The sequence below is a fragment of the Leifsonia sp. 22587 genome (genome assembly GCF_052044215.1).
In the GTDB taxonomy this organism is placed as follows: domain Bacteria; phylum Actinomycetota; class Actinomycetes; order Actinomycetales; family Microbacteriaceae; genus Leifsonia; species Leifsonia shinshuensis_C.
Window position 1 is genome coordinate 108,414 of record NZ_JBQENB010000001.1, and the last position, 24,673, is coordinate 133,086.

Here is a 24,673-nt window from a genome sequence, read left to right on the forward strand (position 1 = left end):
GCGGCGTCAGGACGCCGGGACCGGGAGCGCCTTCGCGTAGCAGACCGAGTAGGGATCGCCCACGTAGGGCCCGAAGTTCGGGATGCGCGCATACCCCGACCGCTCGTAGAGCGCGATCGCGGCGTGCTGCAGCGGGCCGGTCTCCAAGCGCAACTCCGCGACGCCTGCGTCGGCCGCCGCGCGCTCGATCGCGGACAGGAGCAGGCGGGCGAGGCCGCGCCCGCGCGCATCCTCGTGCACGAACATCCGCTTCAGCTCGGCCCGGGGAGCCGCGCTGTCCGACGCCTCGCCGACGACCAGCGCCGCGATGCCGAGCGCGCGGCCGTCCACCCGGGCGACGAACACGGTGACCCCCGCGCGCTCCAGTTCGGAGACGTCGAGGAGGTAGCAGCTCTCGGCCGGGTACAGCGAGAGGGCGTACTCGTCGCTGAGACGGAGCAGGTCCTCCACCTCGGGCTGTCGAGGCGGTTCCACGCGGACGTCGATCGGCATGCGTCGATGCTAGCCGCGCGGTGTGACGGCGGGGTTACACGGGCCGGTGGATGCGACGGGCGCGACCCGGCGTATCCACCGCCCCGAAGGCCTCAGGCCCGGCTCGGCGTGCGGTTCTCGGCGCTGACCATCCAGGCGAACTGCTCGAGCCGCTCGATGATCGCGTGCAGGAGGTCCGCGGAGGTCGGGTCCTCCTCGTCGACGTCGTCGTGCACGTCGCGCATGGTGCGGACGACCGCCTCCAGCCGCTCGGTGATGAGGTCGACGGTCTCGGTCGTGTCGACCTCGCCGTTCGGGAACTCCGGCAGGCTGGTCTGCTCGGCGACGGTCGCACTGCGGCCGTCGGGTGTCGCGTGCAGTGCGCGCAGGCGCTCGGCGACGTCATCGCTGAACTCGCGGGCGGCCTCGACGATCTCGTCGAGCTGCAGGTGGAGGTCGCGGAAGTTGCGTCCGACCACGTTCCAGTGCGCCTGCTTGCCCTGGAGGTGCAGCTCGATCAGGTCGACGTGCACGCGCTGGAGGTTCTGGGCGAGCTCGGCGGAGGCGACGAAGCCGTGCTCCGCGTGCTCGCGACGCGTCGGCGCGACGCCGACGGCGGCGGTGCGGCGCACTGCGGGCGTCTTCGGAGTGGTCTTCTTGGTGCTCGTCTTGGTCTGGCTAGCGGCCACGATGGGGTCCCTTCCGGTCGATGGACCTCACGCACGGTAGGCCGCCGGAGCGCATCGCGGAACCGGGTTGACTTCGGTGCGAAGCTCTTGGCACTCTCCGGGCCCGAGTGCTAAAATCTGTGGTCGAAAGCGGGAGGCATTCCGCCTCTCACCAGCTCAATTGAAGAAAGGGGTACATCCAATGGCCATGTCGTTCGATCCTTTCTCCCAGTTGGACCGGATCGCACAGAGCGTCTTCGACACGAGCCGTCAGCCGCGCATCATGCCGGTGGACCTGTTCCGCGAAGGCGACCGCTACATCCTCAACGCCGACCTCCCCGGCGCGGACCCGGCGTCGGTCGACGTGGACGTCGACGGCCACCTGCTGACCATCCGCGCGGTGCGCAGCGCCGCCGACCGCGACGGCGCCCGCTGGCTCGCGCAGGAGCGCCCGTACGGCGCCTACATGCGCCAGTTCACGATCGGCGACGACGTCGACAACGACGGCATCACCGCGTCGTACGACAACGGTGTGCTGAGCGTCGTGATCCCGATCGCCGAGCGGGCGAAGCCGCGCAAGATCGCGGTGGAGTCGCCCCGCGAGAACGGCGCGCGGGCGGTCTCGGCCGGCTGATCGGCCGTCCGGCAGCGGTGAGAGCCCGGGGGCGCTCCGTCAGGCGGCGGCGCGCCCCCGCGCCACCCACTCGAGACGCCGCAGGGCCTCGGCATTCCGGATGTGGAGCAGTGCGTCCGCGATCACACCGGGGATCCGCGTGACGATCCCGGTGTGCGGGTACTCGATCATCCGGACCACGCAGCCGCCGCTGCCGCGCGGCTTCACCTCGATGATGACGCGCTCGGACCCGAACGGGCGGGTCTTCGCCTCGAGCACCATCCGGTGGGGCGGATCCCACTCGTCGATGCGCGTCTCGTCGTTGAGCACCAGCGGCCAGATGCCGATCGAGTGATGGAGACGCGACCCGACGGCCGGGTAGCGGTCGTCGGCCGCGCGCAGCCGCGAGGCTCCGACGACCCACGTCGGGTACACCCACGCGTCGGCGAGGACGGAGAACACCTGCTCGGGCGAGCAGGCCATACGGCGGACGTTGACGGACATGATCACGGCTCCCGGGGGGTCGGCGGAAGGATGGCATCGGGGATGAGCGACGGACCGGACGGCGTGAACGTCTGGCCGGGTCCGGGGGCGAGGTCCGGCATCCTCGTCACGCCGAACTCGTGGCGCAGCGCGCTGCGGGCGGCGTAGTAGCCGCCGAGGCCGTGGACGCCGGGGCCCGGGGCGACGGACGCCGACGCGAGGTAGAGTCCGCGACCGGGCATCCGCCAGGGGTCGGAGCTGAGCACCGGGCGGGCGACGAGCTGCCCGAAGTCGGGCGAGCCCGCGGAGATGTCGCCGCCGATGTAGTTCGGGTTGTGCTGTTCCATCTGGACCGCCGTCATGGTCGAGGTCCCGATGATCAGATCGCGGAAGCCGGGAGCGAAGTGCTCGATCCGGCGGATGATCGCCTCCGTGCGGTCCACGGTGGAGCCGCGCGGGACGTGTGTGTACGCCCAGAGCACGTGCTTGCCGGCCGGCGCCCGGCTGGCATCGAACAGCGAGGGCTGCGAGAGCAGGACGTACGGCGGGTCGCTCTCCCGTCCGGCCGCCACCTCGTTCTCGGCACGTGCGACCTCCCGCCGGCTGCCGCCGAGGTGCACGGTCGCGGTCTCCGCCAGCTCCGGGTTGGTCCACGGCACCGGCCCGGAGAGGGCGAAGTCGGCCTTGAACACGCCGTTGCCGTCCCGGAACCGTCCGATGCGGCGCAGATAGCCGCCCGGCAGGCGGTCCTCGCCCAGCCGGGCCGCGTCCGCGACATGGGTGTCGAAGACGACGACGCGCGCGTCGGGCAGGTCGGCGAGCGACTCCACCGGGGTTCCCGTGACGACCTCGCCGCCGTGCGCCTCCAGGTCGGCGACCATCGCGTCGGCGATCGCCTGGCTGCCGCCGACCGGGATGGGCCAGCCGCGTGCGTGCGCGTAGGTGGCGAGGGTCAGCCCCGCCGCAGCGCCCGCTACGCTCGGCAGGGGAAGGGTGGTGTGCGCGAAGACACCGGCGAGCAGCGCACCCGGAGATTCCGTGCGGAACGGCAGGTCCCACCACGGGCCGCCTTCGGCAAGTGCCGTCAGCCCGAACCGCGCGGCGACGAGTGGATGGCGCGGCACCTGCAGCAGGGCCGAGCCGGTGAACTGCGCCACGGCGTCCGCCTGCCGCACCAGCGGCCCGAGGAGGGCGCGCCACGCGGGCCCGTCGACGCCCAGCGCATCCGCCGTCCGCTCCAGGTCCAGGTACGCCATCGCGACGCGGCCGCCTTCGAGCGGGTTGCCGTAGGACGCGGTGGGGACGATGAACGGCACGCGCCGGTCCAGGCCGAACTTCCGGAAGAAACCGGAGGCGAAGGCGAGGGGATGCACGGCCGAGCAGATGTCATGCCGGAACCCGGGGAGCGTCAGCTCCTCCGTCCTCAGCCCTCCGCCGATGGTGGCGTTGCGCTCGTAGACGCGCACCGAGAGACCGGCGCGGGCGAGCGTCACGGCCGCCGAGAGGCCGTTCGGGCCGGACCCGATGACGATCGCGTCCAGCCGGTCCGCGGAGGGGGAGGAGCTCATACCTCCCTGTATACCCCGGTGCCGCCGGTCCGCAGAGGGCGATGACCAGTGCACTCCCAGCATCCATCCGCTATCGTTGGGAGGTCGGCTCTTGACACTGCGCGATCTGCGCGGATGGGTTTGTCAGTCAAGTGGGCCGGTTCTGCACCCGATCAGCGGTGCGGATCACACAATCGTGAACGGCCCCGGACACAGTTCGCCCGGGAAACATCCGGTGCGCTTCGGCGCGCCGCCGCGCACTCGACCTGAACCCAGGAAGCACATCCATGCCCGGATACAACAACGACCGACGATCGCAGCCCTCCCGCGGCGGCGCCCCGAAGAGCGGAAGCCGCAGCCCCAAGCACCGCGGCTACCGCGCCGAGGAGCCCGCGGCGGGCAAGAAGGCCCGCTGGAACGCCGACGAGCGTGCCGCCCGCGGCCGTGCCACCTACGGCACGCGCGACGACAACGCCGGCGCCGGCCGACCCCGCGCCGAGCGCCCCAACTGGGAGCCCCGCGGCAAGGACGCCCGCCGCACCGACCGCGAGTGGGACGACCGCGCGCAGCGCCAGGAGCGTCCGCGCCGTTTCGACGACCGCGCCGAGCGCCCGCGTCGCGACGGGGATGAGCGTCCGCGCCGGTCGTTCGACGACCGCGCTGAGCGTCCGCGTCGTGAGTACGACGATCGTCCGCGCCGTTCGTTCGATGACCGGGCCGACCGCCCGCGTCGGTCGTTCGATGACCGGGCCGAGCGTCCGCGTCGTGACGGGGATGACCGTCCGCGCCGGTCGTTCGACGACCGGGCCGACCGTCCGCGCCGTTCCTTCGATGACCGTGCCGACCGTCCGCGTCGTGACGGCGATGACCGCCCGCGCCGTTCGTTCGATGACCGCGCCGACCGTCCGCGTCGCTCCTTCGACGACCGCGCCGAGCGTCCCCGTCGCGAGTACGACGACCGCCCGCGCCGTTCGTTCGACGACCGGGCCGAGCGTCCGCGCCGCGAGTCCTCCTTCTACCCGTCGCGCGACGAGAAGCCGGCCTTCGTGCCGACCGACGACGTCGTGCTCGAGCGTCTCGAGGCCGAGGCCATCCAGGCCGAGGACGTCGACGGCGTGACCTTCGCCGACCTGGGTCTGGGCGGCAACATCGTCCGCGCGCTCGCCGACCTCGGCGCCGAGAAGCCGTTCCCGATCCAGGCGGCGACCCTCCCGGACGTGCTCGCCGGCAAGGACGTGCTCGGCCGCGGCCGCACCGGCTCCGGCAAGACGATCGCCTTCGGCGCACCGCTCGCCGAGCGGCTCATGCAGCTGTGGGCGGAGTCCGGCAAGGCCGGCGGCAAGCGCCAGCTCGGCCGTGCGCCGCGCGCGCTCATCCTGGCGCCCACCCGCGAGCTCGCGCTGCAGATCGACCGCACCGTGCAGCCGATCGCCCGCAGCGTCGGCCTCTTCACCACGCAGATCTACGGCGGCGTGCCGCAGGGCCGTCAGGTGGGCGCGCTGCAGCGCGGCGTCGACATCGTGATCGGCACCCCGGGCCGCATCGAGGACCTCGTGGAGCAGGGCCGCCTCGACCTCAGCGAGGTGCAGATCACCGTCCTCGACGAGGCCGACCACATGTGCGACCTGGGCTTCCTCGAGCCGGTTCAGCGCATCCTGCGCCACACGGCCGAGGGCGGCCAGAAGCTGCTCTTCTCCGCCACCCTCGACTCCGGCGTCGCCCAGCTGGTGGACGAGTTCCTCGTCGACCCGGCCGTGCACGAGGTCGCCGGTGAGGACCAGGCATCCTCTACGATCGACCACCGCGTGCTCGTCATCGAGCACCGCGACAAGGGCGCCATCATCGAGCAGCTCGCCGACCGCGACGGCAAGACCCTCGTCTTCGCCCGCACCCGCGCCTTCGCCGAGATGCTCGCCGAGCAACTGGAGGACGCCGGCATCCCCGCCGTCAGCCTGCACGGCGACCTCAACCAGTCGCGCCGAACGCGCAACCTGGAGAAGCTGACCAGCGGACGGGTCAACGTGCTGGTGGCGACGGATGTCGCAGCCCGCGGCATCCACGTCGACGACATCGACCTGGTCATCCAGGCCGACGCCCCCGACGAGTACAAGACGTACCTGCACCGCTCCGGCCGCACCGGCCGCGCCGGCAAGCAGGGCACCGTCGTCACGCTGATCCCCAAGCAGCGCCAGCGCCGGATGAACGACCTGCTCGGCCGCGCCGAGATCGAGGCCGAGTTCGTCCCGGCCGCCCCCGGCGACGACGTGCTGCTCACGCTCGCGCAGTAACCACGTTCACGCGCACCGCCCATCCCCGGTCTCCGGGGGTGGGCGGTCGTGTTTTAACTGCATTGGCGGTCCCCTGCGGACCGCTTGCGGTCACCTGGCATTTCGGGCTGGCAGACGCCCGATATGTTTTGTTTGAACATGAGATTCGAACGAAAGGTGGCCCCCAATGGCCGTTATCAGCGTCACTCCGGAAGAGCTGAAGAGCCAGGCACAGGTGTACCTCGTCGCGAGGGACGAGATCGAGTCCGCGGTGCAGAAGGTGAACAGCATGAACAGCACCATCGCCGAGGAGTGGAAGGGCGCGGCGTTCGAGGCATACCTGAACCAGTACGACCAGCTCTACAAGAACGTCCAGCAGTTCGAGCAGCTGCTGCAGTCGATCAACGAGCAGCTGAACTCCTACGCCGACACCGTCGCGGAGCGCGATGCTCAGGATGCGCAGAGCTTCGGCTTCTGAGGTCGATGCTGCCGCGCGTCGTGCGCTGGGGGGTGTCATGGCCACGCTGCTCGGCGTGAGCCTCGTGCTGCTCGCCCAGAACTCCGCCCGGGCGGACACCGAGAGCGGCGGGAACGGTCCGGGCGGAGACGGTTCGGCCGGAGACGGACGCCTCCACCTGATCCCGGAAGTGATCACCAATTCAGGGCTGAGCGTCAGCGGTTCGAGCGACTTCCCGGTGCGGGCCGAGCTGTTCCTGCCGGAGCTGTCGGAGCGTGCGACGGCTCTGGCCGCTTCTCGGGCTTCCGTCGAGCACGCCGCCCGCTCGGTCGCCTTCGATGCTCGCCCGAATCCGCTCTTCTCGAAGAGCTACGCCGAGACGAGGCGGGCGCTGTTCGCTTCGCCCGCGCCGCAGCGGCCGTCCCTCGACAGCGCCGAGCGCACGGCTCGCGGCGGCGACGGCATGTGGCTGCTGCTCATGAGCATCGCCGCGCCGCCCGCGATCGGCCTGGCGATCCTCCTCGGGAGGAAGAACGCCACCAGACGAATGAGGAGAGATGCCGGACCTACACATTGACGTCAGCCTGGAACTGCGCGGCCGGCAGCTGGACCTCCGCGTCCCCACGGCCGTGACGCTCGGCCGCCTGACCGAACTGCTCGCGCAGGTGCTCCGGGAGCACCACATCGTCATGCCCCCGGAGTGGCGGCTCCGCCTGAAGGACAAGCCGATCGCGCTCGGCGATCACGACGTCATCGCCGACTTCCCGGTGGGCAACGGGGATGTGTTCGAGGTGGTGGCGGGGTGAAGGAGCTACTCAGCGTGCCGACGGAGCAAGGGGCTCGACAATGCCCGGTGCGCGCGTCGAGGGCAAGGGCCGCAACTTCCCGACCCGATTCGGGGCGATTCAACGGATCCGCGGTGGGGCGAGCGTTAGCAGTCCTGTTCGTACTCGGTGGCGCCATGGCAGTGATTTCCGGATGCTCATGGGCTGGAGGCAACTTGATGAATCAGCGGCAGGCGAATCTCACGAACCAGAAGAAGGCGGCGGTCGAATTCATCGACGGCTACCTGAACCCCGATCTGGAGACCATCACCTTCACGAGCGACGGCAGCGTCGACGGGAGTGGGAGTTGGGCCGCGAACGCGGTGATCACAGTGGGCGGTACGGAGTACCAAGCGATTCTCGGCGTCGGCAACGGTGCATCCGAGCCGCTTCCGCAGGCCACTCCTCGAGCGGGCGCTGACCCACGGCGTGTGAACGTCGTCTTCAGCGACGGTACGAGCGAGGAAGTTCGATGACGACGGCAGAGGAATACAAGGGCATCGCCAACGAGGCGTACAAGGTCGATCCGCTGACGCGGACTCCGCCCATCTCTGCTGGCTACCAATTCCCGCCGGGTGCGCCTGGGTGGCACGTCGTCGACACCTCCGCTGACCCTGTCACCGGGTTCCAGGCGATGACCGTCGCTCCACTGGTCGGCGGGAAGCCGGACCTCTCGCAGATCACCGTGTCGTATGCCGGGACGAACCCCTCTCACCGGGCGGATCTCAGTACGGACATGACATCGATCGTGGATTCGAAGCTGGCGAAGACGCAGGCGGAACAGGCCATGGCCTACGCCGAGAAGGTCAGGAGCACGTACGCGGCGTCGTCAGTGACCGTCACCGGGCACTCGCTCGGTGGCTACCTGGCGTTGCTGGTCGCGGCCGAGTTCCACCTGCCGGCGGTGACGTTCAACGGGCCCGACCCGTGGGACGTGCTCTCGCCGCAGGCGCGCGACTGGGTGAAGGTTCAGATCGCCGCGGGGAAGAACCCGTTGCACAACTATGTCAACGAGTGGGATGTGATCGGCAACTTCCACGGCAACGGCACGGGTGCGGGCGGATTACGTGAAGGCCGCACGTGGCCAGTGGTTCTTGAACTACCACAACCTCGACACCGGGTTCGGCTTTGCGAAGGACGGGTCGGTCATCGGTACCGGCGCTCAGGGTCGGACGATGCACGAGATCATGGACAACCTGTGCAGCCTCGTACCGCCTGGATACCGGCAGGGATTCACCGAGATGCTCACCGGCGCTGCCGAAAGCCTCCACGATCCGGCGATCGCGTCGGCCGTGGGCGGTGCCGTGTCGGGCGTGATGGTCCTCATCGACACGGTCGCAGCGATGGCGCTGGCGTCGCGGATCTTCAGCACGATGGACGTGCTCCGCACGATCAAGACGGTCAACAGCGGCCTGGTGCCACAGCTCGCGGACGGCCTCAACGAAGCGAAAGACGCGATGGGCGCGCTTCCGTACATCACCGAGAGGGACATCGAGCAGTGCGTGGCCGTTCACCGCTTGCAGGCGCACGCCAACATCGACGAACACGCGGTCGCCGCCGTCGACCGAAAGCTGGACGACCACGTACGAGTCGTCGACCGGCTCGCGAACGGAATCAGCAACGCGGTCGCCACGGCAGGTGCACAAGACCAACTCTGGGCGTCCTTGTACGCGGCGCGCTGACGGAAGGAGAACGACATGTCCGGTTCCGGAGCGAGGGCCGACCACGGGAGCCCCGATCTGGCGGACCTGCTCGCGGGGATCGCGAGCGGCCTCCACGGTGCGATCGACGACGCGCATCGCGGAATGGACGTGCTCCTCCACGACGCAGCGGTGAGGCTCCTCAACGCGCTGCTGCCGCCGATGGTCCACAGCAGGAACGCGCTCGTCCGCGCCGCGAACTGGGCTGCGCTCGAGGCCGACACGGCCCGGCTGCTCTTCGCCCTCGGCAACACGGTGATCCCGAACTCGGTACTGGCCGGACAGGTCGCCGAGAAGGTCGAACAAGGGATCGGCCGCATCGTGGCGGACCTCGACTACACCCACGGAGTGAACAGCATCACATGACGACCCACCATTCATTCGGAGGGCTGGAGCAGGCGCAGCAGGAAGAAACTGCTGCTGCGCGCCGGCGTCTCGACCAGGCGGAAGAGTTCGTCGCCGGCTACCGGTCACGGCTCGCGCGGATGCAGGAAGCCTTCTACGAGGTCGCTGCGCGGCACGGAGCTGAAACAGCACCCGGCTTCATCGCCGAACTCGAGCGTGTCGCCGAGGAAGGAGACCATCAGGTGCGCCGGGCGACACAGGTGATCGCAGGATTCCGAGCGGACCTCGACGAGCAGGCCGCGAGGCACGGGGACGAGCGGGAAGCGTTCCTCCGCGATCGCGAGGTTTAGGGGTCGCCGAGGGGTAGCGTCCGGAGATCAGGCGATCTCGTCGGTGGACGAGCGCGGCTTCTGTGTCGTCGCTCGTGGCCGGCGGCGCGGGAGCAGCCAGCTGACCAGCCCGCCGATCACGGAACCCGCTCCGAAGATGAGCGGCCACCGGGCATCGAAGCCGCCCTCGCCGGGTGCGGTCCCCGCCGGCGTCGCGTCCGTCGCCGTCACCGGGTTGGCGAACGCCTCGTAGATCTTCGCCTGGTCAGCGCCCGCGGCGCGGGTGTTGGCGAGCACGGTCGAGAACCGCTTGCTGAACTCGCCTCCCGCGGCTGCATCCGCAGTGCCGGTCTTGATCGTCTGGTTCATCGCGTCGAGCACGGCCTCGGTGTCCGTCTGCGTAGCCGTAACCCCTTCGACCAACGTGTCGAATTGTGCGGAGTTGTCCTCGATGAGCTGCGCGCTCGCGGCGACGCTCCGGGCGCCGTTGCGCGTGGACGCCACGAGATCCGAGAGAGCGGAGTAGAGGGCGGAACCCGTGCGCTCGTCCACGTAAAGCTCGGCGGTGCCCTCGGGTCCGCCATTCCACGGCACGGTGGTCAGCTGGACCACGGTGTTTTCCCCCTCCCGCCAGAGCGCCGGCGCAGCGCTGATGCTGGCGATCGCCGCTGCGTACCAGCCCTGCAACCGGCGGAGCGCCTCCGAGAAGTACGTCGGCGAGAGGTGGAGCGCCGCTGTCGTGTCGAGGTCGGCATCGGTGGCCTCGAGGTGTTCCCTCACCGCGTCGATCTGGGCGATGATCGCCGCGATGTTGTCACGGCCGAGTTCCTGGAAGTCCGCGACGTCCGCCTCGCTGAGGCGGCTCTCGATCGTGGACGCGTCGACCGTGCCGTAACGGTTGTAGACCGACTCGCTGCTCCGTCCCTCGAAGTCGCGCGTGGGCACCACCGCCGCGCTGAAGTCGTCCAGACTGTCGGACGGCGCGCCGAAGAGGAGAAGCAGCAGGTTGGCGGCCGTGCGGATGCCGCTCAGGTATGTCGAGATCCCTGCGAAATCCGACCCGCCGATCGCCTGCGTTGCCGCGTCTGCCGGGACCAGCAGATAGGTGTCGCTCCCGATGGTGTGCGAAGGGCCGACGACGTCGGAGGAGGTGGTGTCCTGCGCGATATAGGTCACGGTGGCACTACCCTCCACACCGGTCAGGTCGATCGTGTACTGGAGGGTGACAGAGATCGGTTCGCTGCCGCCCCTGTTGTCGACGGTGGCCGACGCGGACGCCGCGTCGATCGTCACGCACTCCGGGATCGTCTGCGGACACGATGGGGCAGGCATGACCGGCGAGACGCCGGCGGCCTCGGCCGGGAGGCCCCCGGGCAACGCCGCGCTCACGGTGTATCGAGTATCGGGAGGGACGTCGACCGGTACCGTCCGCGTCGCGGCGTGCGTGGCGACAGCCGCCCCGGTGGGCTGCAGCAGTGTGAGGGCCGGAGAGGCGACGCCGTGCGCGTGAGCGTATGCGCGGATGAGTTCGAGTTGACTCCGGTAGGGCGACGGGTCGAACCCTGAAGCGCCCTGAAGCTCGGCGAACAGTGCGTCGTACTGGACCGGATCGGTCGGGATGGTGGCCACGAGATCGCGGATCTTCTGCTCCTGGCGGAGGACAGCGTCCGAGGCCCCGCTGTCGCCGAAGCCGCCGGCGATCAACCGGGCGAGCGCCCGTCGCGCACCGTACGCCGGAAGCGCTGAGGGATCGATGCGGTAGGTGGACTCGTCGATCGCAGGATCTCCGGAGGGAACACCGAGAGCGGCGTTGTCGCCGGGCATGGTGAGCGCGAAGAACTGGGTGAGCAGGGACGTCTCGAGCGCTTCCAGGCGCCGAAGAGATTCGGTGAGATGGGATCGCTGGTGCTCCAGTGACGAGGTCAGCGCGTCGACTCGGGCGTTGTAGTCGGTCACGATGGTCTCGTAGTTCGCGACGGCCTGCTCGAGGTCGGCCAGCGCGCCGGTTCGGGTCCCGTCCGGGGCACGGGAGGAGAGCCCGTCGAATCCGGTCCAGGCGTCCTTCCCGGACAGCAGGTCGTCGATGTGGTCCGTGAAGGCCCGGTCGTAGTGGTCCTTGTCCGACGCGGCCTGCTCTGAAATGGCGGCGTTCCCGTTGACGACGTTGGTGTGGGCGATCTGCTCCTGGAGCAGGAAGTACTCGGACAGGTGTGGTTGCTGATCGCCGAGCGAGTCGGCGACGGAGGTCAGCGCTCCGGTGGTGCGGTCCGTGAAGCCGTTCTGGGCTGCGATCCATCCCGAGTTCAGCGCCGTCAAGAGGCGGGCGAGGCCCACGCTGCTGCCATGGCGCGCAGACGTCGTCCCAAGGGAGGGGGCGATCGACCCGTCCAGAATGTCGACCAGGCCGGAGTGCCGAGAGACGACCGAGCTCATGGCCGTCTGGGCATCCGAGATGTTCGCGGCGATGCTGGCGAAGTACATCTTCACGATCCGGGTGTTGAAGTCGCGCAGGATCGTGGCGAGCTGACCCTCCAGGCGCTCGCGGGAGAGTCGATCGCCTAGGACCACCTTGTAGTCGACGGCGGCCCTGGTCGGGGCGAGGTCCTCAAGCGTGAGGATGTCATGCGAGAACGACCGAGGCAGGACGATCATGGCGCTGACGGCCCGGCCGGCGTAGGCGCTCTCGGCCACCGCACGTGAGACCACCTGCCAGTTGTACTCGGTGTCGTTGGAGACCAGGCTCACGAACTCCTGGCCGAAATGGTAGGTCTCGCCGTTGAAGTCGGCGGACTGATCCTCGTTCACGAGCGCGATGGTCGGAGCTCCTGCCGGCGCGCCGCTGCCGTGAGGGTTCACCAGCGCGGTCGATCCCGCGAGGACGAGAGCCACAACGAGTGCACACAGGCTCACGATGGCCTTCCTGAGCATGCCTACCTCCCGCGCGAGTGGATGCGCCGATCCTGTCCTCGGCGCCGGGACGCGAGATCGTTCCCCGTCCCGAATATGACCCTAACAGACACGGAATCAAATATTTCGATAAGGTCATTTCAACGACAGAAGGGACAGGCAGATGAAGCTCTCCGACGGACGCGACGCACTCGAGTTCGAGCGCGCCGGCGACATTCTGCGCGTGAAGGTGGCAGGCGCCCAGATCGCGATGGCGTCGATGGAGGTCATCCGTCACCATGTCCGCATCGGCCCGGACACGTCCGACGAGTTCGCGGCGGTCGTCGAGTATGCGGTGCCACCGGGGGCCGTGACTCTGCGGCAGGCGACGCTGAGCGCACGCACCCGGTTGGCGAGGCTGCAGACGGCGCAGAGGCTCGCAACACTGGTCCCGCGGGCGGCGGGCTTCCGTGTGCCGTTCCTCCATCCGGAGAACATCCTGCTGACAGGAGCGGGTGCCCGTCCCGCCCACTCCGGCCTGGCGGGAATGCTCACACCGATGGATTCCGACGACGCGCGCTTCCTCGCGGGGTACAAAGCGCTCGTCCTCAGCGTGTTCCACCCGCGGCTGCCCTTCGAGCACCTGGTCGACGGCTCGGCGGTGCTCACCGACGCGCTCAGCATGACCATGTCGGGTCTCGGCACACCGGAGGAGATCGCGGCGTTCATCGACGCGGAGTGCCTTTCCGAGTCGTATCGCGCCGCCCGGCGGACGGCAACGGTGCCGCGTCTTCGGCACCGGCTGCTCACGGTGGGAGGGGTGGCAGCGATCGTCGGGGCGGCCGTTCTCGGCTGGTTCACCTATGTGTCGTACGTGCAGACGCTGCCGAGACAGGAGGCGATCATCGCCGCCCAGGCGGAGTTCCTCACCCGCGACTACGCCCGGGCGCTGGCGGAACTGCGCGACTACAGTCCCGACGACCTGCCGAAATCCGCCCGCTACATCCTCGCGGCGAGCTCCATCGAGCTTGCGGAACTGACCGGCACGCAGAAGCAGGCGGTGCTCGACAGCATCTCCACGAAGACCGACGACAACACGCTGGGCTATTGGATCCATCTCGCCCGGGGAGAACTCGACCGTGCCCTCAGCCTGGCGCAGAACCTCGGAGACGACCAGCTCACGTTGCTGGCCTACACGGAGCTCTACGAGGCGACGAAACTGGACGCGAGGATGGACGGCGCGACGAAGCAGAAGCGCCTCGAAGACTACAGCGCGAAGATCGACGACCTCACCGGGCGACTGGGGGTGGAGCGGTGAGCGCTCCGGCGGTCGACGACACGTTCGGCACATCCACCATGTCCGAGCCGAGTGATCGGTTGATCGACGATCGGCTGGAACCCGAGACGGTGCTTTTCGTCGTCCACATGCTCGGTGAACGGCTGATCAGCATCACTCTCACGGAGGATCGCCGCTCCGCCGTCCGCGACGGGCTCACGATCGGCGTGATCAACGACCGGCTGTTCGTCAACGGCGAGGCCGTCAGCCCCGGGATTCGACTGCTGGCGGGAATCGAACTGCTGATCGTGGATGCGCGCCTCGCGAGGACGACGCACCTGCAGTTGAACATGACGGAAGACACCGTCCTCGGGAAGTCGTCGGCCGCCACCGTGCGAACGTCGTCGAGCGGCGGCGTCGCCGTCGTCGTCCGGAACGATGCCCTCGTCGTGGACCCCGCAGGCGGCCTCGTCTATCTCAACGACCGGCGCATCACCGAGCCGGAGCTGCTCGGGCCGCTGAAACCGGGTGACCGCTTGCTCACACCGGAGGTCCTGCTCGAGAGGAGACCCTCGCAGTGGCGCCTCACGACCTTCGCGCCCGGCGTGGAGGTGAACGAGGCCGCCGTGCTCCGGCAGCCGAAGGCACCCGAGTTCCCTCCCGATTTCCCCGAGTACCGGCGGAGCCCGAGGATCTCTCTCGAGCTGCCGACCGAGAAGATCGAGCTGCGGAAGATCGAGCCACCCCAGAAGCCGGACAGGAACGGCATCCTCAAAGCGCTCCTGCCACCCCTGGGGATGGTCGCCGTCGGCGTGGTCACCACCGTGCTGTCCGGGCGGAATCCGCTGCTGATGCTCGGCATGGCCCTGATGAGCATCATTACTGCGGCATTCACCGTGTCGACCTTCGTGAGCGAGCGTCGGGCGAGACAGCGGCAGAAGGCGGTGAGACGGGAGAGCTATGAGCGGTACCTGCTCGATGCCGTCGCGTCCCTCGGGCGGCTCTCGGCACTCGAGAGACGGGTGCGTGACCACGCCCTGCCCGCGCCGGACGCAGCGATCGACCTCGTCGACGCGTATGACTCGCGCATCTACGAGAGGCTTCCGAACAACCGGGACTTCCTGGAGGTCTCACTGGGCACGGGAGACATCCCGTCGTCCCTGACGATCACCTCCGACGTCGACGAGCGCGACGACGACCACGACGCTCGAAGGGTCGCCGAACTGGTCGCACGCCATGCGACGCAGCGCCAGGTGCCGATGCCGCTGAGCCTGCGATCGCAGACGATCGGGCTGGTCGGGGGTCGTGACGCCGTGACGACCGCTGCGGCCGGCCTCCTGTTCCAGCTGGCCGTCTTCCACTCGTACCGCGATCTCCAGTTCCTCGCGCTGGTAGACGAGCCGTCGTACCGGGAGGAGTGGCTGCACTGGCGCTTCCTGCCGCACTTCACGTTGCACGACCTGAACCTCCGCGGGATCGTCCGCAACGCGAAGACGCGCGACATGGTCCTCGGCAGCTTCACCCGGATCCTCGCGAGGCGGCGGCAGGCGCTGCGGGAGTCGACTCGGGAGAAGCCGGTGTTCGCGCCGCATTATGTCCTCACGGTCCTCGACGACACCCATCTCGCCGGACACGCGATCAACGAGTACCTGGCGGAGGACATGAGCGCGCTGGGGGTGACCGTGATCTGGTGCACCGAGGACCGCACCATGCTGCCGGAGACCGTGACCGCGCTCATCGAGTACAGGAACCGCAGCGCCGGCACACTCGTCAACGACGGGCGCGTCCATGTGGCGCTGGGTTTCGTGCCATACGCGAGACCGCGAGGGTTGGAGCGGGCACTTCGGCGCCTGTCGAACCTGACGCACGTGGAGGTCGAGAAGAACGCGATCCCCACCGCTGTGAGCTTCCTCGAGATGTACCAGGTCGAAGAGGTCGAGCACCTCGAGGTGGGTCGGCGCTGGTCCGAGGCGGACACCTCCAAGACGCTCGCCGTGCCGCTCGGATTGCGGGGGAAGGACGACCTCGTCGAACTCAACCTCCACGAGCGAGCCCACGGCCCGCACGGTCTCGTCGCGGGAACGACGGGCTCGGGCAAATCGGAGATCGTGCAGTCGTACATCCTGTCGCTCGCGGTCAACTTCGCGCCCGAGGATGTGGGCTTCCTGCCGATCGACTTCAAGGGCGGCGGAATGGCCAACATGTTCGCCGGCCTGCCTCATCTGCTGGGATCCATCACCAATCTCGACGGCGCCGCTTCGGCGCGGGCTCTCGCGTCCATCCGCGCCGAACTTCAGAAGCGGCAGCGGCTGTTCGGCGAGTACGGCGTCAACCACATCAATGGGTACACGCGGCTCTACAAGCTTGGCCGGCAGGAGGGCGATCCGATCGAGAGGAAGAACTACCCGGCGAGACCCCTCCCGCATCTGTTCCTGATCTCCGACGAGTTCGCGGAGCTGAAGGCGAACCAACCGGAGTTCATGGAGGAGCTCGTCTCGACCGCGCGGATCGGGCGATCGCTCGGCGTTCACCTGATCCTGGCCACCCAGAAGCCGAGCGGAGTGGTGAACGACCAGATCTGGTCGAACAGCCGCTTCAAGCTGGCGTTGAAGGTCGCCGACGTGACCGACTCGAACGAGATCATCAAGACGCCGGATGCGGCCGGCATCGTCGAGCCGGGCCGGGCCTACCTGCACGTGGGCAACAACGAGATCTACGAGCTCTTCCAGTCCGCGTGGTCGGGGGCTGCCTACGATCCCGGCTCGGCGGACACGAGCGCGGTGGACGAACGCATCTACCGGGTCAACGACGTCGGGCAGTACGACCTGTGGACGCGCGACCTCTCGGGCGAAGAGACCATACGGGAGGCGCGTGGTGATCGCGTCAGCGAGCTGAGGGCGGTCGTCGCTCACCTCGCGGAGGTGGCACAGGGGGCCCAGGCCGTGCTGCCGGATAGGCCGTGGTTGCCGCCGTTGGATGGCCGGCTGACGACGCCAGCTGTAGGCGAAGGGCCCGGGGTGCCACTGGGCCGGCTGGACGTCCCGCGCCGGCAGTCGCAGGAGACCTACGTCTTCGCCCTCGAAGAGGCATCGCATCTGGCCGTCTTCGGAAGTCCCGGCTATGGTGCGTCCACGGTGCTGCAGACGCTCGTGATGAACCTGGCGCGCCAGCGGAGCCCGCTGCAGGTGCAGTTCACCCTTCTGGACTTCGGCAACAACGGTCTCCTGCCGCTGCAGCGTCTTCCGCACGTCGCCGATCTGGTGACGCTCGAGGAGCACGAGAAGCTGCGGAAGGCGCTGGACCGGATCGGCCGGGTGCTCGGCGAGCGCAAGCGGCAGCTCCGGACGGCGGGCGTGGCCAACGCCGCCCAGTTCGCCGCCAAGACGGGGGAGGAGCTGCCGGTCATCGTCACCGTCCTCGACGGCTACGACGCGATCGCACAGGACAAGCGCAAGGAGGCGATCGACGCACAACTGATCCAGCTCCTGCGTGAAGGGGCCGCACTCGGCGTCCACCTCGTCATGACGGCGAACCGCGCGAACTCCCTCCGGATGAACATGAGCAGCAACATCCCCACGAAGATGGCGCTCTATCTCAACGACGAGGCCGACGTCGCCGCGTTGTTCGGCCGGGAGCGCGTCGTGCAGGCGGAGATCCTCGGTCGAGGGCAGCTGCTGCTGGAGGCGCCGACCGCCATCCAGTTCTACCTGCCGGCCGAGGGCGCGAACGACACCGAGGTGCTGGATGCTCTCGACCGCGAGGTCGCGCGGCGGGACGCCGAGTGGACAGGCGAGCGGCCGGCGCGGATCCCGATGGTTCCCGACGAGTTGCCCCTGAGCGACTTCGGCGCCCTGCCGCAGGTCGCCGACTGGACCGCGCGTGCGGACCTGCCTCTGGCCATGTCATGCCAGACGACCGACGTCGTCGGACTCGTTCGCGGCGCCCAACCGTTCTTCCTCTGTGCGGCCGCCGATGAGGATCAGGAGGTGATCCTTCAACGAACGCTGCTGCACGCGCTCGCCGCGACCGGCGCTCGAACCGTGCTCGCCGACCACGGCCAGCGCTTCGAAGACCTGGCCGAGCTCGTGCACGATGTGGGAAGCGTGATCTGGCACGACAAGCCGGACGATGCTGCTCAGGACGCGGCTCTGCTCACCGAATACCTGCACCTCGGCGGGAGCCGGCAGCGGGGCGAGCCCCAGATGCTGGTGATCGCCGACCTAGCGCACTTCGTCCACACGACGAGGATCACACCGGACGTGTTCGTCTCGAGTTTGAGACCGGCGACCAGGGCCGGGCTGGATGTCGTGATCTTCTCGCCCCATGCCTACATCGCGAAGTCGTTCGATCCGGTGCCCAAGGGGCTCAGGGAACTGAAGTTCGGAGGTCTCATCGGAGCAAGGGCGTATGAGAGCCCACTGATCAGGACCGGGGGCCTCTCGACGGAACCGGACCTGCACCCCGACCAGGTTCACCTCGTGAGCAGAGGAGGATCGGCCTACGACAAGGTCAAGCTGCCGTCAGGCTGACGGCGCCGACAGCCCCGCCGCCCCCGGCTGCACGAGCGTGAACCGGCCGTCCTCGAAGGGCGCGACGCCCGCGGCGCCGGCGAAGGCGGCGAACGCGCGGGACGCGGCCTCGCGCTCCTCCGGCGGCATCGCGGCGAGGACTTGCGCGACGGCGTTGCGGCGGTGGGCGATCACGCGTTGCACCAGGCGCTCGCCCTCGTGCGTGAGGCTGAGGCGCACGTAGCGGCGGTCCGACGGATCCTCCCGCCGTTCGATGAGGCCGAGGCGGACGAGCTTCTCGCTGGTGCGCGTCGCGTTCGAGGCGTGGACGCCCAGCTCCACGGCCACGTCCCCCGGGTTCTGCGGACCGCGGGTCGCGATGAACACCAGAACGCGCAACTGCGGCGACGTGACGATGTGGTCGACCTCCATCACCGACTGCGCTGCCACGTGCATCAGCACGTCTGCCGCGCGCAGGGCGGACTCGATGGATTCCTCGTCGCTCACGACTCCATTTCTACCGTGAACGCGCGCAACGCGGACCGCCGGGATGCGCGATGCTCCCGGCAAGGCCGCGCAGCCGCGCCTCCCGTTCAGCTCCCGTCGTCGCCGTGGTCGCGGTCGTCCCGCCGCAAAGCGCCTTTGACCCGCTCCACCCCCTCCGTGACCAGCGACGTGGCCGAGTCCTTGATGGCGCCGAAGCCCTCGGGGTCGCCGCTGAGCAGCGCCTTCGCCGTGTTCTTGGCGAACTCGAACGTGATGTGCGGCGGAAGCGGCGGGACGTTCTTGCTGGTGTGCGCGTCGATCAGCGTGACTCCCCGATGGGCGAATGCCGCATCCCACGCCGCCGCCACGTCGTCGTCCTCGGTGACCGTGATGCCGTTGAAGCCCAGCAGTCGTGCCCACCCGGCGTAGTCCACCGACTCGACGTCCTGCGACGTCGACCACACCGGGTTGCCGTCCTCCGTCCGCATCTCCCAGGAGACCTGCGTCAGGTCGTCGTTGTGGAGCACGAGCACGATGAACGTCGGGTCCGACCAGCGCGAAAGGTACTTCTTGATGGTGATGAGCTCGTTCATCCCGAGCATCTGGAACGCGCCGTCGCCGATCGTGCACACCACGGCGCGGTCGGGGAACGCGAACTTGGCGGCCTCGGCGTACGGCATGGCCGCCAGCATGCTGGCGAGCCGTCCGGAGAGGTCCCCGAGCATCCCGTCGTGCAGCCGGATGTAGTGGCCGTACCAGTCGGCGGTCGTGCCCGCGTCCGCGGTGACGATCGCACCGGCGGGGAGGCGCTTGTTCAGCTCCTGGTAGACGCGGCGCGGATTGACGCCGTCGTCGTACGTCTGCTCCGCCTGCGCCGTCAGCTCGTCGTCCCACTTGGCCATGTCGGCGATGACCTTCTCCTGCCAGGAGCGGTCCTCCTTGCGGGTCAGCAGGGGCAGGAGGCCGTCCAGCGTGGCCTTCACGTCGGCCCAGATGCTGACCTCGGTCGGGTAGCGCATCCCGAGCTGCTCCGGGCGCAGGTCGATCTGCACGGCGCGCGCCTGCCCGGTCGCGGGCAGGAACTGCCCGTATGGGTAGTTCGTGCCGAGGAGCACGAGGGTGTCGCAGTCCTTCATCTGCTGGTAGCTCGCCCGCGAGCCGAGGAGCCCGAGCTGCTGCGTGTGGAACGGGACATCGGACGGCACCACCTGCTTGCCCCGCAGGCTGGTGATGACGCCGGCGCCGGCGAGCTCGGCCGCCTCCAGCACCTCCGCCGTCGCGCCGTTCGCGCCCGCTCCGACCAGGAAGGTGACGCGCTCGCCGGCGTTGATGACGTCCGCGGCCGCCTGCAGCTGCTCCAGTGGCGGAGCGATGCGGATGGACGGCGCGACCGCGCTGGACCGCGACTGCCACATCTCCGGGCCCGGCTCCACCATCTTCTGGCCCTGCACGTCGTGCGGCAGGATGATGACGCACGGCTGCAGACGGGTGATCGCGGTCCGGAACGCCGTGTCGACGACGGCCTGGGCCTGCGCGGGCGACACGATCGTCTGCACGTACGCCGCCACGTCGGAGAACGTCCGCTCGAGGTGGCTCTCCTGCTGGTTGAACGTCCCCAGCGAGTCGAGCCCCTGCTGGCCCACGATCGCGACCACCGGCTGATTGTCCATCTTGGCGTCGTAGAGGCCGTTGATCAGGTGGAAGCCGCCCGGGCTCGACGTGGCGATGCACACGCCCACCTCACCCGTGAACTTGGCGTGCGCCGTCGCCATGAAGGCGGCGATCTCCTCGTGCGTCGGCCGGATGTACTCGAGGCCCTCTCCGGCCCTCTCCGCTTTGCCGAGCGCGCCGTCGAACTCCCCGATGCCGTCCCCGGGGTACCCGAAGACGCGCCGGACGCCCCACTCCCGGATCCGCTCGATCACGAACTCGCTCACCGTCGCCATGCTGTCTCCTCCACGTCTTTCGTGTCCTCCGCCATCCAACGCTTCCGCGCCGCCCCGTCAACGGCCACGGGAGCGGCTCACTTCTTCGACTGCTCCTCGGCCGCCTCCCGGAAGCGCTGCCGCGGCTCGGGGAAGGCGCTGACGGGGGCGTCGTCGCGCGGCGTCAGCCCGTTGCCGATCCACCCGAGCACCAGCCGGAACCGGCGGCTCAGGCTCGGCAGCGCGATCGCGTGGTACACCTTGTCGACCGCCCAGGCCGGCAGCCCCCGCAGCGGGAGGCCGCGGAGCACCGCCGCCCCGCGCATTCCGCCGTAGCTGGCCAGCGTGCCGAGCGAGCGGTGCCGGTATTCGACGGGACCGCGCCCGTCGAGCGCGCGGCGGAGGTTGTCGGCCAGCACCCGCGCCTGCCGGATCGCGTTCTGCGCGTTCGGCGCGTAATACGCCGGCTGGTGCTCCGCGGTGAGGTCGGGGACCTGCGCGTCGTCGCCGAGCGCCCACACACCGTCGACCACCGTTCCGTCGTCGCGGACCGCCTGCATGGTCGCGGCGCACTGCACGTGACCTTTCTTCCCCAGCGGCACGCCGGCTCGCTCGAGCACCGGGTTCGGCGTGACGCCGGCCACCCAGACGATGGTGTCCGAGGGATGCGTCTCCCCGTTGCTGAGCACGACGTCGCCGCCCTCGCACGACTTCACCTCGGTGCGGAGGAGGACGCGGATGCCGCGCCGGCGCAGCAGCCGCAGCGTCCAGGCGGACAGCGGCTCGGTCAGCTCCGCGGCGATGCGGCCGGCGGCCTCGATCAGCAGCCAGCTCATCCGCTCGCCGTCGAGCTCGCGGTACCGCTCCAGCTCCGCCGTCGCGAGGCGCTGCAGCTCTGCGATCGCCTCGACGCCGGTGTACCCGCCCCCGACGAAGACGAAGGTCAGGGCGCGCTGTCGTTCCGCGCGGTCGCTCGTCGCGGCGGCGAAGCGGATGCGCTCCAGCACGTGGTCGCGCAGGAACGACGCCTCCTCGACGCTCGAGAATCCGATGGCGTTCTCCGCGAGGCCCGGGATGGGCAGCGTCTTCGTGACCGCGCCGAGGGCGAACACGATGTGGTCGTAGGAGAGGGAGCGTTGCGTGCCGTCGAGCGCGCGCACGACGGCCAGCTTCGCGTCCGGGTCGACCGACTCGACCGTCCCTGAGACGACGTCCGCGTGGCGGAGCGGCCGGCGGATCGGGACGACGCTGTCGCGCGCCTGCGTCTCGCCGCCCGCGACCTCGGGCAGCAGCGGCTTGTAGGTCAGGTACGGCTGCGGCTCGACGACGGTCAGGCGGAGCCGGTGCGCCGCGGCATCCCGGCGCAGGTCCCTGGCCAGCGTGAAACCGGCGAAGCCGGCTCCGAGGATGAGGATGTGCGGCTCGGTCATCGGTCACTCCCTCGCGATCACAGTCCCACGCTGCCGTGCATGATGCCGCCGTCGACGAAGACGGTCGTGGCCGTCATGTACTTCGCGGCGTCCGAGACGACGAACGCGACGACGTCGCCGATCTGCGAGGGCTCGGCGACCTCGCGCAGCGGGATGCTGTTCTCCAGCTTCTGCCGCAGCGAGTCGTCCTTCATGGTGGCGGCGTTGATCGGGGTGTTCACCGCGCCGGGCGCGACGCTCACGACGCGGACTCCCTGCGGCCCCAGCTCCACGCCGGCGGTCCGGGTCAGCATCCGCATCCCGCCCTTCGAGACGCAGTAGCTGAGGTTGCCGGGCATCGGCCAGTCCTCGTGCACCGAGGACACGTTGACCACGACGCCTCCGCCGCCCTGGGCGATGAACCGTTGCGCGGCGCGCTGCGTGCCGAAGACGGCGCTCTTGAGGTTGATCGACATGACCTCGTCGAAGGTCTTCTCGTCGACCTCCAGGAGGCTGTGCCGCTTCTCGATGCCGGCATTGTTGACGTAGGCGTCGAGCCGGCCGAACTCGTCGACGGCGGTCTGGATGAGCTTGTCGATGCCCGCCGTGGTCGACGCGTCCGCTTCGACGCCGATCGCCCGGCCTCCACCGGCGGTCACCTCCTTGACGAGGTCCGCCGTGTCCTCGGGATGGGCGACGTAGTCGATCACCACGGCCGCACCGGCTGCCGCGAGGGAGCGGACGATCGCTGCCCCGATCCCGCTGTTGCCGCCCGTGACGACCACGCTCTTGCCGCTGAGCTCCACCGGGTCCTCCTTCGCTCGACGCGTTCGACGCCGCGACGCCGTTCTCACGCCGTTCCGGCGCCGCGCTGATGACGCCCATTGAACGCTGGGCTCGCGCAAAGGGAATCGTTCGTGCGAAGGCTCGCAGGGGATCGCGGGCGAACATTCGGAAACGTGTACGCGCTGTCGAGGGACGGGTCTCCGGCTGGACGGGATGGCGAGTCACAGCCGCCTCGGAAGCCGTATTGTCATGATGGGCCAGACCCGTTTCAGCGAAGAAGAGGAGCGCCATGAGCTACGCCGTGACCAATCCCGCCACCGGCGAGACGGTCAAGACCTTCGACACCATCAGCGACGACGACCTGCAGGCCGCGATCGCGGCCGCCGACGACGCATTCCGGACGTGGTCGCGATCGACCACCGTGCAGGACCGCGCAGCGCTCGTCCGCCGGGTCGGGGAGCTGCACGTGGAGCGCCGCCAGCAGCTCGCCGACATCATCGTGCTCGAGATGGGCAAGCCGGTCGAGCAGGCACTGGCGGAGGTCGACTTCGCCGGCGCCATCTACGAGTACTACGCCGACCACGCGGACGACTTCCTGAAGGACGAGCCGATCCAGCTGCTCGACGGCGACGGCTCGGCCGTGGTCCGCCGCTCCGCCCTCGGCGTGCTGCTCGGGATCATGCCGTGGAACTTCCCCTACTACCAGGTGGCCCGCTTCGCCGGCCCGAACCTGGTGATCGGCAACACGATCCTGCTCAAGCACGCGGAGCAGTGCCCGGAGTCGGCGGCCGCCATCCAGCAGATCTTCCTCGACGCGGGCTTCCCCGAGGGCGCCTACGTCAACATCTACGCCAGCCACCCGCAGATCGAGACCGTGATCGCGGACCCGCGCGTGCAGGGCGTCTCGCTCACCGGCTCGGAGCGCGCCGGCGCCAAGGTGGCGGAGATCGCCGGGCGCAACCTCAAGAAGGTCGTGCTCGAGCTCGGCGGCTCGGACCCGTTCATCCTGCTCTCCACCGACGACCTGGATGCGGCGGTGCAGAACGCGGTGGATGCGCGCCTCGACAACAGCGGGCAGTCCTGCAACGCCGCGAAGCGCTTCGTGGTCATCGACGAGCTGTACCAGCCGTTCCTCGACAAGTTCACCGCCAAGCTGTCCGAGGTGGAGGCGAGCGACCCGACCAGCGAGGAGTCGGCGCTCGGCCCGCTCTCGTCGCTCAAGGCGGCCGAGAACCTGGACGAGCAGGTGAAGCGCGCGGTCGAGAACGGCGCGACGCTGGTCCGCGGAGGCGGCCGCAACGGCGCGTTCTTCGAGACGACGGTGCTCACCGACGTCACGCCGGACAACCCGGCCTCGAAGGAGGAGTTCTTCGGCCCCGTCGCGCAGGTGTTCCGCGCGAAGGACGAGGAGGATGCCGTCCGCATCGCGAATGACACCCCGTTCGGCCTGGGGTCGTACCTCTACACGACCGACAAGGAGCAGGCGGAGCGCGTCGCGAACCGCATCGAGGCCGGCATGGTGTTCGTCAACGTGGTGCTCGCCGACGGCGCCGAGCTGCCGTTCGGCGGTGTGAAGCGCTCCGGCTCGGGCCGCGAGCTCGGCCGCTTCGGCGCCGACGAGTTCGTCAACAAGAAGCTCATCCGCTCCTCCTGGTGACCCGGGGCTCCGCCCCACCGTCGAGTACACGAAAAC

Annotated in this window: 21 protein-coding genes and 1 pseudogene; 13 read left to right on the forward strand and 9 right to left on the reverse strand. The window is 69.2% G+C overall.

Annotated elements, in window-relative coordinates; translation table 11 throughout:
* Positions 1 to 6: 6 nt before the first annotated feature.
* Both ACTJI1_RS00525 and ACTJI1_RS00530 read right to left on the reverse strand, forming a co-directional pair.
* On the reverse strand, positions 7 to 492 hold the full coding sequence (locus ACTJI1_RS00525) for a GNAT family N-acetyltransferase (protein ID WP_440741121.1): 486 nt from the start codon (positions 490 to 492) through the stop codon (positions 7 to 9).
* A 92-nt stretch (positions 493 to 584) separates the two neighbouring features.
* Positions 585 to 1,103 carry a Dps family protein gene (locus tag ACTJI1_RS00530; protein ID WP_310135004.1) on the reverse strand — a complete coding sequence of 173 codons (519 nt, stop codon included), beginning with the start codon at positions 1,101 to 1,103 and terminating at the stop codon, positions 585 to 587.
* Between the two features lie 238 nt (positions 1,104 to 1,341).
* On the opposite strand from ACTJI1_RS00530, the gene ACTJI1_RS00535 reads away from it, so the two are divergent.
* Entirely contained in the window at positions 1,342 to 1,773 is a 432-nt protein-coding gene (locus tag ACTJI1_RS00535; protein WP_396427086.1) for an Hsp20/alpha crystallin family protein, read from the forward strand.
* A gap of 39 nt (positions 1,774 to 1,812) precedes the next feature.
* Here the strand turns inward: ACTJI1_RS00535 and ACTJI1_RS00540 are convergent, their stop codons facing one another.
* Positions 1,813 to 2,256, reverse strand: coding sequence for an SRPBCC family protein (locus tag ACTJI1_RS00540; RefSeq protein ID WP_440741122.1), 444 nt, complete (start codon positions 2,254 to 2,256; stop codon positions 1,813 to 1,815).
* A 2-nt stretch (positions 2,257 to 2,258) separates the two neighbouring features.
* Positions 2,259 to 3,803, reverse strand: a complete 1,545-nt coding sequence (locus ACTJI1_RS00545; protein WP_440741123.1) for a phytoene desaturase family protein — start codon at positions 3,801 to 3,803, stop codon at positions 2,259 to 2,261.
* 266 nt (positions 3,804 to 4,069) lie between these two features.
* Here ACTJI1_RS00545 and ACTJI1_RS00550 point away from each other — a divergent pair, with 266 nt between their 5' ends.
* From ACTJI1_RS00550 to ACTJI1_RS00590, 9 genes and pseudogenes are all read left to right on the forward strand, one after another.
* A complete protein-coding gene (locus ACTJI1_RS00550; RefSeq protein ID WP_440741124.1) occupies positions 4,070 to 6,070 on the forward strand; it encodes a DEAD/DEAH box helicase in 2,001 nt (666 codons plus the stop codon).
* 166 nt (positions 6,071 to 6,236) lie between these two features.
* Positions 6,237 to 6,527 (forward strand): WXG100 family type VII secretion target, encoded by a 291-nt coding sequence (locus ACTJI1_RS00555; protein WP_310131636.1) that lies wholly within the window; start codon positions 6,237 to 6,239, stop codon positions 6,525 to 6,527.
* A gap of 37 nt (positions 6,528 to 6,564) precedes the next feature.
* Positions 6,565 to 7,083: a hypothetical protein gene (locus tag ACTJI1_RS00560; RefSeq protein WP_440741125.1), complete on the forward strand. Its 519-nt coding sequence runs from the start codon at positions 6,565 to 6,567 to the stop codon at positions 7,081 to 7,083.
* Positions 7,064 to 7,312 carry an EsaB/YukD family protein gene (locus ACTJI1_RS00565; protein ID WP_440741126.1) on the forward strand — a complete coding sequence of 83 codons (249 nt, stop codon included), beginning with the start codon at positions 7,064 to 7,066 and terminating at the stop codon, positions 7,310 to 7,312. The genes ACTJI1_RS00560 and ACTJI1_RS00565 overlap by 20 nt, the downstream gene beginning before the upstream one ends.
* A gap of 197 nt (positions 7,313 to 7,509) precedes the next feature.
* A complete protein-coding gene (locus tag ACTJI1_RS00570) occupies positions 7,510 to 7,806 on the forward strand; it encodes a hypothetical protein (RefSeq protein WP_440741127.1) in 297 nt (98 codons plus the stop codon).
* A 311-nt stretch (positions 7,807 to 8,117) separates the two neighbouring features.
* A pseudogene (locus tag ACTJI1_RS00575) lies at positions 8,118 to 8,162 on the forward strand (hypothetical protein); the annotation flags it as partial.
* Between the two features lie 235 nt (positions 8,163 to 8,397).
* Positions 8,398 to 9,012: a hypothetical protein gene (locus ACTJI1_RS00580; RefSeq protein WP_440741128.1), complete on the forward strand. Its 615-nt coding sequence runs from the start codon at positions 8,398 to 8,400 to the stop codon at positions 9,010 to 9,012.
* 15 nt (positions 9,013 to 9,027) lie between these two features.
* Positions 9,028 to 9,396, forward strand: coding sequence for a hypothetical protein (locus ACTJI1_RS00585; protein ID WP_440741129.1), 369 nt, complete (start codon positions 9,028 to 9,030; stop codon positions 9,394 to 9,396).
* On the forward strand, positions 9,393 to 9,725 hold the full coding sequence (locus tag ACTJI1_RS00590; RefSeq protein ID WP_440742193.1) for a hypothetical protein: 333 nt from the start codon (positions 9,393 to 9,395) through the stop codon (positions 9,723 to 9,725). Before ACTJI1_RS00585 ends, ACTJI1_RS00590 begins: the two co-directional genes overlap by 4 nt.
* A gap of 27 nt (positions 9,726 to 9,752) precedes the next feature.
* Here the strand turns inward: ACTJI1_RS00590 and esaA are convergent, their stop codons facing one another.
* Positions 9,753 to 12,614 carry a type VII secretion protein EsaA gene (gene esaA, locus ACTJI1_RS00595; RefSeq protein WP_440741130.1) on the reverse strand — a complete coding sequence of 954 codons (2,862 nt, stop codon included), beginning with the start codon at positions 12,612 to 12,614 and terminating at the stop codon, positions 9,753 to 9,755.
* Between the two features lie 160 nt (positions 12,615 to 12,774).
* Here esaA and essB point away from each other — a divergent pair, with 160 nt between their 5' ends.
* Both essB and essC read left to right on the forward strand, forming a co-directional pair.
* Positions 12,775 to 13,908: a type VII secretion protein EssB gene (gene essB, locus ACTJI1_RS00600; RefSeq protein ID WP_440741131.1), complete on the forward strand. Its 1,134-nt coding sequence runs from the start codon at positions 12,775 to 12,777 to the stop codon at positions 13,906 to 13,908.
* Entirely contained in the window at positions 13,905 to 18,395 is a 4,491-nt protein-coding gene (essC, locus tag ACTJI1_RS00605) for a type VII secretion protein EssC (RefSeq protein ID WP_440741132.1), read from the forward strand. The genes essB and essC overlap by 4 nt, the downstream gene beginning before the upstream one ends.
* Here essC and ACTJI1_RS00610 read toward each other — a convergent pair.
* From ACTJI1_RS00610 to ACTJI1_RS00625, 4 genes are all read right to left on the reverse strand, one after another.
* Positions 18,387 to 18,881, reverse strand: a complete 495-nt coding sequence (locus ACTJI1_RS00610; protein ID WP_440741133.1) for a MarR family winged helix-turn-helix transcriptional regulator — start codon at positions 18,879 to 18,881, stop codon at positions 18,387 to 18,389. The two genes, essC and ACTJI1_RS00610, sit on opposite strands and share 9 nt — an antisense overlap.
* Before the next feature lie 86 nt (positions 18,882 to 18,967).
* Positions 18,968 to 20,806 (reverse strand): thiamine pyrophosphate-requiring protein, encoded by a 1,839-nt coding sequence (locus ACTJI1_RS00615; protein WP_310131620.1) that lies wholly within the window; start codon positions 20,804 to 20,806, stop codon positions 18,968 to 18,970.
* A 77-nt stretch (positions 20,807 to 20,883) separates the two neighbouring features.
* On the reverse strand, positions 20,884 to 22,215 hold the full coding sequence (locus ACTJI1_RS00620; RefSeq protein WP_440741134.1) for an NAD(P)/FAD-dependent oxidoreductase: 1,332 nt from the start codon (positions 22,213 to 22,215) through the stop codon (positions 20,884 to 20,886).
* A gap of 17 nt (positions 22,216 to 22,232) precedes the next feature.
* Positions 22,233 to 23,000 (reverse strand): glucose 1-dehydrogenase, encoded by a 768-nt coding sequence (locus ACTJI1_RS00625; protein ID WP_440741135.1) that lies wholly within the window; start codon positions 22,998 to 23,000, stop codon positions 22,233 to 22,235.
* Positions 23,001 to 23,269: 269 nt separating this feature from the next.
* On the opposite strand from ACTJI1_RS00625, the gene ACTJI1_RS00630 reads away from it, so the two are divergent.
* A complete protein-coding gene (locus ACTJI1_RS00630) occupies positions 23,270 to 24,637 on the forward strand; it encodes an NAD-dependent succinate-semialdehyde dehydrogenase (protein WP_310131615.1) in 1,368 nt (455 codons plus the stop codon).
* The last annotated feature ends 36 nt before the right edge of the window (positions 24,638 to 24,673 follow it).

Coding starts and splice junctions, on each gene's coding strand:
- ACTJI1_RS00565 (WP_440741126.1), top strand. CDS start 7,064: ATGCCGGACCTACACATTGACGTCAGCCTGGAACTGCGCGGCCGGCAG.
- ACTJI1_RS00620 (WP_440741134.1), bottom strand. CDS start 22,215: ATGACCGAGCCGCACATCCTCATCCTCGGAGCCGGCTTCGCCGGTTTC.
- ACTJI1_RS00550 (WP_440741124.1), top strand. CDS start 4,070: ATGCCCGGATACAACAACGACCGACGATCGCAGCCCTCCCGCGGCGGC.
- ACTJI1_RS00615 (WP_310131620.1), bottom strand. CDS start 20,806: ATGGCGACGGTGAGCGAGTTCGTGATCGAGCGGATCCGGGAGTGGGGC.
- ACTJI1_RS00590 (WP_440742193.1), top strand. CDS start 9,393: ATGACGACCCACCATTCATTCGGAGGGCTGGAGCAGGCGCAGCAGGAA.
- ACTJI1_RS00525 (WP_440741121.1), bottom strand. CDS start 492: ATGCCGATCGACGTCCGCGTGGAACCGCCTCGACAGCCCGAGGTGGAG.
- ACTJI1_RS00560 (WP_440741125.1), top strand. CDS start 6,565: ATGGCCACGCTGCTCGGCGTGAGCCTCGTGCTGCTCGCCCAGAACTCC.
- ACTJI1_RS00570 (WP_440741127.1), top strand. CDS start 7,510: ATGAATCAGCGGCAGGCGAATCTCACGAACCAGAAGAAGGCGGCGGTC.
- ACTJI1_RS00540 (WP_440741122.1), bottom strand. CDS start 2,256: ATGTCCGTCAACGTCCGCCGTATGGCCTGCTCGCCCGAGCAGGTGTTC.
- ACTJI1_RS00535 (WP_396427086.1), top strand. CDS start 1,342: ATGGCCATGTCGTTCGATCCTTTCTCCCAGTTGGACCGGATCGCACAG.
- ACTJI1_RS00545 (WP_440741123.1), bottom strand. CDS start 3,803: ATGAGCTCCTCCCCCTCCGCGGACCGGCTGGACGCGATCGTCATCGGG.
- ACTJI1_RS00630 (WP_310131615.1), top strand. CDS start 23,270: ATGAGCTACGCCGTGACCAATCCCGCCACCGGCGAGACGGTCAAGACC.
- essB (WP_440741131.1), top strand. CDS start 12,775: ATGAAGCTCTCCGACGGACGCGACGCACTCGAGTTCGAGCGCGCCGGC.
- ACTJI1_RS00555 (WP_310131636.1), top strand. CDS start 6,237: ATGGCCGTTATCAGCGTCACTCCGGAAGAGCTGAAGAGCCAGGCACAG.
- ACTJI1_RS00585 (WP_440741129.1), top strand. CDS start 9,028: ATGTCCGGTTCCGGAGCGAGGGCCGACCACGGGAGCCCCGATCTGGCG.